The organism is Sphingomonas jinjuensis, from assembly GCF_014197105.1.
In the GTDB taxonomy this organism is placed as follows: domain Bacteria; phylum Pseudomonadota; class Alphaproteobacteria; order Sphingomonadales; family Sphingomonadaceae; genus Sphingomonas; species Sphingomonas jinjuensis.
On record NZ_JACIEV010000024.1, the window covers coordinates 1 to 9,664 of the forward strand.

Annotated in this window: 8 protein-coding genes; 5 read left to right on the plus strand and 3 right to left on the minus strand. The window is 63.6% G+C overall.

Going from position 1 to position 9,664, the window contains the following annotated elements:
* Nucleotides 1-132: 132 nt before the first annotated feature.
* On the minus strand, nt 133-735 hold the full coding sequence (locus tag GGQ80_RS18125; protein ID WP_183987498.1) for a hypothetical protein: 603 nt from the start codon (nt 733-735) through the stop codon (nt 133-135).
* An 88-nt stretch (nt 736-823) separates the two neighbouring features.
* Between GGQ80_RS18125 and GGQ80_RS18130 the strand changes: the two genes are divergently transcribed.
* From GGQ80_RS18130 to GGQ80_RS18150, 5 genes are all read left to right on the plus strand, one after another.
* On the plus strand, nt 824-1,528 hold the full coding sequence (locus GGQ80_RS18130) for a trypsin-like peptidase domain-containing protein (RefSeq protein WP_183987500.1): 705 nt from the start codon (nt 824-826) through the stop codon (nt 1,526-1,528).
* Nucleotides 1,525-2,805 carry a hypothetical protein gene (locus GGQ80_RS18135; protein ID WP_183987502.1) on the plus strand — a complete coding sequence of 427 codons (1,281 nt, stop codon included), beginning with the start codon at nt 1,525-1,527 and terminating at the stop codon, nt 2,803-2,805. Before GGQ80_RS18130 ends, GGQ80_RS18135 begins: the two co-directional genes overlap by 4 nt.
* 135 nt (nt 2,806-2,940) lie before the next feature.
* Nucleotides 2,941-5,628 (plus strand): patatin-like phospholipase family protein, encoded by a 2,688-nt coding sequence (locus tag GGQ80_RS18140; protein ID WP_183987504.1) that lies wholly within the window; start codon nt 2,941-2,943, stop codon nt 5,626-5,628.
* A 55-nt stretch (nt 5,629-5,683) separates the two neighbouring features.
* On the plus strand, nt 5,684-6,034 hold the full coding sequence (locus GGQ80_RS18145) for a hypothetical protein (protein ID WP_183987506.1): 351 nt from the start codon (nt 5,684-5,686) through the stop codon (nt 6,032-6,034).
* Nucleotides 6,031-7,662, plus strand: a complete 1,632-nt coding sequence (locus GGQ80_RS18150) for a hypothetical protein (protein WP_183987507.1) — start codon at nt 6,031-6,033, stop codon at nt 7,660-7,662. The genes GGQ80_RS18145 and GGQ80_RS18150 overlap by 4 nt, the downstream gene beginning before the upstream one ends.
* Before the next feature lie 80 nt (nt 7,663-7,742).
* On the opposite strand, the gene GGQ80_RS18155 is transcribed toward GGQ80_RS18150, so the two are convergent.
* Together GGQ80_RS18155 and GGQ80_RS18160 are read right to left on the minus strand one after the other, a co-directional pair.
* The gene (locus tag GGQ80_RS18155; protein WP_183987509.1) at nt 7,743-8,300 is read right to left on the minus strand and encodes a hypothetical protein; all 558 of its coding nucleotides are present in this window, start codon (nt 8,298-8,300) and stop codon (nt 7,743-7,745) included.
* 298 nt (nt 8,301-8,598) lie between these two features.
* Nucleotides 8,599-9,111: a hypothetical protein gene (locus GGQ80_RS18160; RefSeq protein ID WP_221364509.1), complete on the minus strand. Its 513-nt coding sequence runs from the start codon at nt 9,109-9,111 to the stop codon at nt 8,599-8,601.
* Between the last annotated feature and the right edge of the window lie 553 nt (nt 9,112-9,664).

Genomic DNA, 9,664 nt, shown 5'->3' on the forward strand with positions numbered 1-9,664 from the left:
ATCTCCTCGGGCTTGTGCTTCTTCGAAGGCATTCGTCGTCCCTTCCTTGATCCAGACTGTCATAGTCGATGGACCACTCAGAAGGGGGCAGCTCATAACACCAACGGGGAAGGGCATCTTCACCTGCCTCTGCTAAGGACGGTTCGCCAAGACCGTCACGCCCGGAGCCCCCGGCCTGGTGACGCTGGACGCTAGATGCAGACGTTCCGTTTCCTCAATATGCTTTTGCCGATCGGCCATGATACCCCGCAGCTGGTTGAAAGCGTAGGGAAGGAAGAGCGCGGAGCCGAGCACGAAGAAGCGCCAGATGCCGTCGATGATCGATCCGACCTGCGCCGGCGACTCGAACAGGTACCAGATCACCACGTTGCCGATCGCCCAGAAGAACGCGGTAAGCACCACGGCCCCGAAGAGTCCCGTTATGCGGCTGTAGCTGGTGCTTTCAATGGCACCGGGAACGCCTTTCTCGCGAAGTGCGACTCTCAGGCTGGCGACGAACGGGAGGGTGACTGAAATCGCCACTATTGGTGTATTGAAGATCACCAAAACGATCACCCTTATCGCCGTCTTTTCCCCGGAAAACCGGGCGATCAGCCATGCGGACGTCGAAATCGACAGCGTTGCCACTACGTAGCGACCGATGACCGTAGCGAGTGAAGGTCTCTCGCTGTACATGCAGACACGCTCCTTGATGATGAAGTCGCAAGCGTAGCTTGCATTCACGAGCGAATACATGCACCTTGTCAAGCAAGTAAGGCGTGATGCGCTCTTGTCCGGGGGGACGCGGGATGCAGATCAGACCGGTGATGGCCAGGGTGCGGCCGTGAACAGTACCGCGACCAAATCCATCAGCGACCTCGGGACGAGGCCGTACAGCGCAACATGCCTCATCCAGGCACGTTACTCCGAATTTCCCGGGATGATCGGTTTCGGCACCGGCTTTCTCGTGGGGCAGGGGCGCATTGCCACGGCCGCTCACGTCCTGTGGAATGACATCGATGGACGATCGACGCGCAAGAGGCTGCCGGACGAGGTTCAGGTGTTCTTGGGCAACGGGCTCTTTAGAGGCTACGAGGATTTGTCTTGGAGGCTCGAACCGACCGACGGCGATCATCCGATCCATCCTGGGTTCGTCGGCGGGGATCGGGATTGCGACATCGCTCGCCTCCAGCTGCCGGCCAATCCCGCGGCGCCTCTCGCGGTTCTCGGCCTCCCCGGATCGGTTGTGGTGGGCGATGATCTGACCATCTCGGGCTACCCGACGGAAGTCTCGCCGTTCGGGCTGTACGAGGGCAACGGGCCCATGCTCGGAGGCTCAGCTCCGATCTTCGTCCATGCGGTGCCGACAGGCCATGGCCAGAGCGGCGCACCCGTGAGGGTTATGCGGAACGGCGGTTGGACCGTCGTCGGCATTCATCTGGGGGAGGCGGACGACGCTGTCCCGGGTAGGGTCGCCAACCGCGGTCTGGCGCTCACCCCGTCCATCATGGCCTGGCTCCTGGCCGACCACCGAGGAGAAGAGAAGTGAAGAGACCGATCCTCCTCTTGTTGATCGCGTCGGTGGCAGCCGATCCGGCGCCTGCCGCGGACGATAAGCCGCCTCCCGCGCCACCGAATGCGATCGTCTACATGGGATCGTGCGTGAGCCCGGCCCTCAATGGTCCCGCGGCACAAGATGACAAGGATCAGGCGGCGTTCGCCTCGATCGTGGGCGCTGCCGTCCCCAGCCTGATCGGCTCCGGGCTCGACTGGATCGGCACGCAATTGAGCGCGCTCGGCGAGGATCGGAAAACGACGGTCTTCGGCAGCCGATCGAGTGAAGTTCCCGTGCGAGAGCGGACCTGCTTGCAGATCGCCCGCTCGGCTGCCGGAGGCCGGACGCTCCGATCGCTCCTCGATGCGCAGGACGGATGGACGGCGGCGTTGCAGCGCACCACCAACAGGCAAGGCTGGACCGCACCAGCTGTCCCCCTGGACGGCCCGATCGACTTCTTCGCCGAATTTTGGGTTCGTCCCTCCAACGGAGGCGAGGCGATCTCCTTCACCCCTACGCTGCTGTACTATCCGCGCCAGTTGACGAGGCGCGGCAACGGCAAGCTCGAGTCCGCAATAGTTGTATCGGTGAAGCTCAGTGCCTCGAGCGATGCCGGGGCCTCCGCCAGTTGGCCGTTCCCACTGCAACGTCCGAACGAAACGTTGCAGGTGCTCATTCCGCCGAGGAGGACGGAAACCGCCGTGGAGCGCGTCCGGTCCGGTGAGCTGACACGCTTATGCGAGACGCTATGCGAACTCTCCTCACCATGGATTGGCAATCCATGGGCAGGGGCCGCCAAGGCTGGCGACGCCGCGGGATCCCGGCTCGCGGCCGGTGTCGGACCCGGCGCAAACGGTGTCGTGGGGCCGCGTGCGACGACCGTCCGGATTGAGATCACGGAGATCCGATCGGGCTCCGCGTTCTTCAAGGCGCTCGGCGCCGCGTTCACCGCCGCCAAGCCCGCGATCAGGTCCGGCCTGGAGGAGGCCATCATACCGGCGCGGCGTGCGGAAGCCAACACGGCCGCCACGGCGGCGAGCGCCACTGCGCTGACCGTATATGCGACGAAATTGGATGAGGCGGAGACCGCCCGACGGGACAAGTATTGCGCGGCGAACGGCAAGGCCGGAGCGAACTGGACGTCGCTCTCGGCCCAGCTACGCGCCAAGGAGCTGCTCGCCAACGTGGCTGCGGACGCCGCGGGGGTTGCGCGCCCCTTCCCCACGCCGATCGATGTCGGGGGGGCGTTGGACGCCTCCCGCTGTCCGTGACCGCGATGGCAGGTCGCAGCCCGGACCCGCAAGCGTCGAGCCCGGGTCCGCCACCCGGGACCGTTGGCAGCCTCGGACGCGCGTTCAATCGGGTGGCCTGGTCGGCGCCAAGCTGGAAGACGATGGCGCAGTCCGATGCAGTGGTCGGTCGCGAAAGGGGGCGTGGTCATGCACGCGGATGAGAAGGGGAATGGCTTCGCAAACCTGATCGAAAGCGAGCGGGGGTGGATGGGCAGACGTCCCGGCGGACCGAAGATCTCCGAAGGGCCGCGGGTCGGCATCGCGCTGTCCGGCGGGGGCATCAGAAGCGCCACGTTCTCGCTGGGCCTCCTTCAGGCACTCAGCCGCGAGCGGCTGCTCGGGCGTGCGGACTACCTGTCGACGGTTTCGGGGGGCAGCTACATCGGCTCATTCTTCTGCAGCCTCTTCGTTCCTGCCGCCAACCGGGGCGACGGCAGCAAGGGAATGGCGCGTCCTTCGTTCGATCCGCAGGACCCTCTAGGCTCGGAACTTGGTCGCGAGGCGGTACGCAGGCTCCGCGACATGGGCCGGTATCTCACGCCATCGGGGACCAGCGATGCGATCTATGCCGCGGCTATAGTGCTACGCAACTGGCTGGCGATCCAGTTCGTTCTCGGCATGCTCGCCCTCCTGGCGCTCGTGACCATGCGTCTCATCGACACCTTGGTGCCCACGCAGTTGGCCGAGCGCGCCGGTGCGTTCAGCCCTACGCTGATCGCGGTTGCAATCGCCGCCCTCACGCTCACCGCGGCGTCGGGGACGGCCTATTGGATGACGCGGCGCGACCGGGTGCCGTGTCATGTCCTGCTGCGGATGATCGGCAATCCGTTCACCATCGCGATAGCGTTGATCTGCGCTGCGTTGGGCACCACCCTTCCAGGAGCGGACGTCCATCGCACTCCAGTGGTGGTGGGGTGGTTGCTGCTGCAGGTAGGCATGTGTGCGCTGGGCCTGTACGGCTGGGCAGAGATTACCAGGGGGCGCCTGAGCAAGGGGGTGTCGGCTCACGCCGCGCGCGTCGCCGCGGAAGACCGGGTCCGCACGCTGCTCAGCAAGGTCATGGCCTGGGCGATGAAGATGTGTGCGGCCACGATCGGGCTGGCTCTCTGCGACGCGTTGGGCGGTGTGTTCCTCCACGCCACGCAAGCGCTGCTCCGGGCCTCCACCGCGGATATCTGGACGCTCGCGCGCAGGGCGTGGCCGGTGATCGTCGTGGCGCTGCCCCCGACCATGAGCTTCGTGGCGACGCGGAGCCTCAAGTCTCGCGTTCCCCCTGTCGACCCGGGCGACGCGTCTACGCGGCGTGACTGGATGCCGACGCTACTGGTGCTGTCCGGCATCGGACTGATCGCATCGTGGTTGGTCCTCTGGAGCGCCGCCTCGCGGGCGCTTCAACTTTGGCCCGGATCTGCCGCGATGCCTTGGCTCGCCTTAGGGCTGGCGATCGAGAACGTGGGGCAGGCCTTTTGCATGTCGTTTCTCAACCTGTCGTCGTTGTCGATCTTTTACGCGGCCCGCCTGAGGAGGGCTTACATCGGCGCCTCAAGCTACGGCAACGAGTTCACGAGCGTCCGCGTGGACGATCCGCAGGACGCCATCGGGCTGGCGTCCTACTACGAGGGGGCCATACCGTCTGGCGCTCCGATCCATCTGATCAATATCACGATCGCCGAGACGATTGCCGCGGGGTCGAACCTTGTGGCCCGGGACAGAAAGGGCAAACCGCTGCAGCTGTCACCTGCCGGCATCGCGTGGGGCGGCGACGTGCCCGGGCAAATGGGCGTCGGCGGCGTCGACCGCGGCGAGGACCTTCCCCTGGCCAACTGGATCGCGATCTCAGGAGCTGCGGTATCCGCCGCGATCGGCGCCGGGACATCCCTCGGGACGTCCATCCTGGCGACCCTCGCGAACGTCCGACTTGGCTATTGGTGGCGTGCGCCCCGCGGAGGAACAGCGACGTCCTCTTCCTCTACGCTGGACCTTAGCAAACGCAGCCGCAGCGTTGCGCGCGATGTCTCGGCGCGTCTCGGGAGTACCGTGCAGGGGCACCTTGTTCAGGAGCTTCAGGGTGCGTTCGATGGCGAACGCCGACGACGCTGGTACCTTACGGACGGCGGGCACTTCGAGAACACCGGCATTTACGCGCTCTTGCAGCGCAAGGTGCCGTTCATCGTCGCGAGCGACAACGGAGCCGATCCACGTTACCGAATGGAGGACGTCACTAGATTGCTCGTGCGCGCGCGTAGCGATCTCGGAGCTGAGTTGAGCTTCCTCGATGATCAGGCGCTTGCGGAACGGTTGGGGCATCGATCGCCGATGCTTGAGTGGATAGGGTCGTTCGATCGTCTGGCGCGCACGGGTACCGGCGCGGCTAAAGGCGGCCCGATCGCCGCACTTGCCGACATCCGTTACGCCGATGACAATCTCGGAACGCTGCTGCTTATCAAACCCCGTCTCACTTGGAAGGAGCCACCGGAGGTGCTCGCCTACCGGATGCGTCCTGGCTGCTCCGAATTTCCGCAGCAAACGACCGGCGACCAGTTCTTCGACGAGGAGCAGTGGGAGGCATATCGCCGGCTTGGCGAGATCGCGGGCGAGCGGCTGTTCCCTGCCCGGCGTCCTGCCGACACGCTCTGGACGCCCAGGGACGAGATGACTGCACCACGCGATACAAGGTCGTTCGCCCGATCATCGCAGCCCTCTCCCGCGCAGACAAAGTCGCCGAACGAGCCACGAGCCGGCTGGAAGGGGTTCTCGTTGCTGTCTTGGATCCGGCGAAGACCCGCGCTGATCTCGGCGTAGCGATCGCGACATTCCGGGCGGCGGAACGTGGCCAACACCATCGAGGAAATGTGACATGGACGAAACCAACGACGGCGACATCAACGCGCTGCTGGCGATGTCGGAAGCCGATCTTTACGCCCGGCTTGCTCCTGCTGACGTAGCTTACGATCTTCAGGGAAGGGTTGCGGCTGGTAGGGAGGCGCTCGCTCAGCTGCTTTCGTCCGGCAAGGGCGCGATCTGCGGCTACTACAGCCAAAACAAGGCGGTCGTCCGTGACGCCAGCGATCTTGTGAAGGTCCTCACGGAGGGCCTCAAGATCGCTGTCAACGTCGCCGGTCTTAGCATCCCCCTGGCGCCGGCTGCCGTGCTGCTGTTCAAAATCGGCATCGAGAAGGTCTGTACGCCGGCCCCGGCGCAGGAGTGAGCACGCCGACCTACGGCGGCTCGTTCGCATGGATCAATCTGATCTGTCGGTTCTTCCGCCACGATGTGGATCCGCTGTCCCGGCCACCGCCCCTTACCGGTTCGGTTGAAGCCCGCGCGATGCTGGCGGCTATGGCGGCTGACAATCTCTCCGACATGCTGGACATCGGGCCATTGCCCCTTCTTAATGACGAGGGTGTCGCGTCGACCGTGTTCCACGAGCAAGTCCACTACTGGCAGTTGCTCTCCAGCCCGCTTCTTCAATCGTTGTTCATCACCGCCCTCCAGAAGATCAGGCTGGTTGTCGCCATGAACGGCGGCACCGCCTTATCCATCTGCGGTGAGGTCGACTTTGATGATCGCCCGGATCTCGTCACGCCACGGCTCGCGAATGCCAATACGCTGCTCAGACCGCAATTCACCAGCGGCGACGTCCGCTGGCAGGTCGAGATCGTCGAAGATCCGCCGACGAGTGTGGCGGCGGTTTCGTGCCGGCAGTGGGAGGGCGGGCCGGAGTGGCCGCGCTTCTGCGCCGCTCTCGGCTTCGGATCCGCGGAAAGGCGGTTGGTGTGGGCCGACCTCGAGCAGCTGACAGAAGGTCACGCGCTCGGCTCCGAGGACCGTCGGGCGCGACGTGCTCCCAGGCGACTGCTGGAGGACGCTCCGCCGATCGAGGATGTCTATCTTGGCCTTTGGGAGCTATGGTGTCGGCGCCATGGTCATCGCGCGACGGAGGCGGCGCTCGGAGACGCGTTTCTGGTCGCCGTCGATCTTGCCATGCTGGGGGGCAGACCGGGGCCTCTCCTCGAATTGAACCACCGCAACCATTTTCCAGGCGAGCGTTTCGCTAGGCTCATGACGGTGTCTGCCGATCTGGATCTGCCCGCCCTTGACCATGACGACGACGTGGTTCGGTATCAGGATCGTCTGGCCGAGGCGGCCGGCCTTCCTGGCGTGGACGGCGTACTACAGACAGCGCGGATCAGGCTGCTGCGTATGTTGACCTTTTCGCTTGCGCCAATGCTTCATCTGGAAGTCGAGGACCGGCGAAGGGCGGTGGAGCGGCTTCTCGGGGACCATCTCTCGCAAACGCAGGAGGATGACGCCGCGGCCATCGTCGAAGCGGCGATGTCCGAGGACCAGCAGCTGCCGGTCGGTGCGCAGGTCCTGGCTACCATGTACAACGCCCTCCGGCATAGGTCGGACAACAGGGCGCACTTCGCATTGCCGGCCCGACACGCAGCTACGCTGGAGGCCGGTTTCCCCCTGCCGCTCGTGCTTATGGGCGGCGCATACTACTTCACGCGACCGGCCAAGGACGTCCGCCAACCGCTGACCGCATATCCCGACATGCTGAGGCAGGAGATCATCCAGCTGTTCGCCCTGATCCCGTGCATTGAGGGAGAGTCGGAATGCGGGTTCGTCAAATCGGGAGCGCAATGTCAGTATACCTTGCAAGGGCTGGGTTGCGCGAGGAGTGCTCGTCGTCCGTTAAGCGACGCCGCCGCCGAGCTGCGGAAGAGGACGGGCGTGGCGACATGGTGTCACCGGGCTCGCTGCGATCTGTGGACAGGGCTCATGCCGAAGGAGGAGCGTGCCTATTGGCTCGCCCGTTCCAGTCTAGGCTGAACACGCCGGATCTCGCCCGAGACCATGTCCGGTTCGTTGATCGAGGACGCTGACCTCGATGCGCTGCTCCTATTGCCTTATTATCGGCCCAAGGGGTGGAATGCCTCGTGCATCTTGTCGGCCCGGGAGAGAAGCCACATCGCTATGATCAGGCCTGATAGGAAAGATGCCGCGCTGACGACCTGGGCCGCGCCGGCGATATAGAGCCACATGCGGGAGAGCCGGTGGTAGCGATCCGCTTTCGCGTGGAAGGCTCTGGCGAGATCGCTTCTGCGAGCAATTTCCGACGCATTGTCGGCGGGCTGAACGGCCGCGCTTAGATCATCGATCCGCCCGTGCTGCCGTTCCCGCCGGCCCTGCTCATGATGGCTGAAGCCCGCGAACAGATTTTCTTGGAAGACTGCAAAGAGGCTTGCAGCGGCCGCCAGGATCGCGACCAGCCAAGCGATCAGGGGTGGCACCAGCAGCCGGAGCGCGGCCTCCTTGTTCGCCGACTGCGCCGTCAGCTGGAACGAGATGGCTATGGCAGCGCCAGACGCCACCGCCGTCCAATTGATGAACTTCTCCCGCAGGACGGCGGCTTTGTCCCTGAAGCTATCGCCGAGTTCGTGCGACCGTTCTTCCTTGGTCAACGGCATCTTCGACCCCCGTCATGTTCTTGCACGGCGTTCTCAGCTTAAGCTCATCAACTGAATAGCGGAGAGAATGTTCGGCGTCATGCTGGTCATGCTGGTCATGCTGGTCACGCTGCTGAGGTTGATCGTAGGAGGGTGTATCATCGGGGCCATGCCCCCGATGGCGACTGTCGCTTTGGTACGCTGGCTGGTCTGACGGCGACGATAGCCGTCTACTCTTGGGCGATAGCGGAACGGCGGCTTCCGGGGACCCGGCGAGCGTGCCCTGACGGCGGAACGTGGTGGAAAGCGCACATTGCAGTCAGTTGCCAGACCAGATGCCGACCTTGTTTGGTTCGGGCGTCGCGACTGTAGTAAGATGTGTCACCGACCGGGCGTTAAGACCTAACATCTTGATCAAAAAAAGATGGAGGTCTGGTAGGTCATCCTCCGCGTTGGAGTCGACCGCGGAGTTGTGTTCGGAACAAGCGGCAAAAATTCCCGCATTGGTGTTGACTAACAGTACGATCCTTCGGTTTTTACCTTCGTCCAGAAACATCTTTGAGAATATGTCGAACGCACTCACGGCAAGAGGGTCAAGTCGAGCAAGATCATCGGCAAGATCCCGCTTCATAGGAGAACCGTCGTTCATCAATCTTTTGACAAATATATCACGGAATTGGGCTTCGTCACGCTGCCACCACGCTTCGAACAGCCGTTGCACTTGCTGATTTTCTAGACCCGTAGAGCGGGGCGACTTGACGGCGAAACTCCGAGCCGCCGTTGGCGTTGTGGCAAAAACTGCCACTAATCCCAAGAGGCTTCTGCGATCCATAACCGCAGGATGGTCGCCTGCTTGAATATCTGCAAGTGGGGCGGAAGCGGAACGGCCGCTTCAAGGCGGCGTGGCGACGATGCGGACGGCCCTGCTGGAATCGACCATCTTACCGGTCAGGCCACGTCGAAAGGACCATCTCGAAGAACGGCATCGTCCTGCCACTGCTGTCGGCGGTCCAGGTTGTCTCCCCGTCACAGAAGGGCGCGAGCATGGTGACGAGTGAATCCAAATCTGATTGGATGTGATCGGCATCCGGATGAGCGACCCAACTGCCGTCGGCACTCAGGACATTCACAATCCACTCCGTCTCAACCAGAGCGCCGCTATCGAAGTAGCGGCGGCACTCAAGAGAGATGGTTGCGCCAGGAAAGGTGCTGCTTGGGGCGGAAAAGCCGGTTCGCCACTCTGACATCCCTCGCGTTTAGCTGGCCGTTCTGATGTCCGCTATTAGGGCGATAGCGGAACGACCGTGTGTGGACGCCCCGTCGGATACAAGGGGGTGTTCGGAAGATTGGATCGCGCAGGTTCAGGTGCTTCCGTGTGTCCGGCC

Excerpts from the sequence above, each read along its gene's own strand:
- GGQ80_RS18125 (WP_183987498.1), bottom strand. The coding sequence starts at position 735 with ATGTATTCGCTCGTGAATGCAAGCTACGCTTGCGACTTCATCATCAAG.
- GGQ80_RS18140 (WP_183987504.1), top strand. The coding sequence starts at position 2,941 with ATGCAGTGGTCGGTCGCGAAAGGGGGCGTGGTCATGCACGCGGATGAG.
- GGQ80_RS18155 (WP_183987509.1), bottom strand. The coding sequence starts at position 8,300 with ATGCCGTTGACCAAGGAAGAACGGTCGCACGAACTCGGCGATAGCTTC.
- GGQ80_RS18145 (WP_183987506.1), top strand. The coding sequence starts at position 5,684 with ATGGACGAAACCAACGACGGCGACATCAACGCGCTGCTGGCGATGTCG.
- GGQ80_RS18160 (WP_221364509.1), bottom strand. The coding sequence starts at position 9,111 with ATGGATCGCAGAAGCCTCTTGGGATTAGTGGCAGTTTTTGCCACAACG.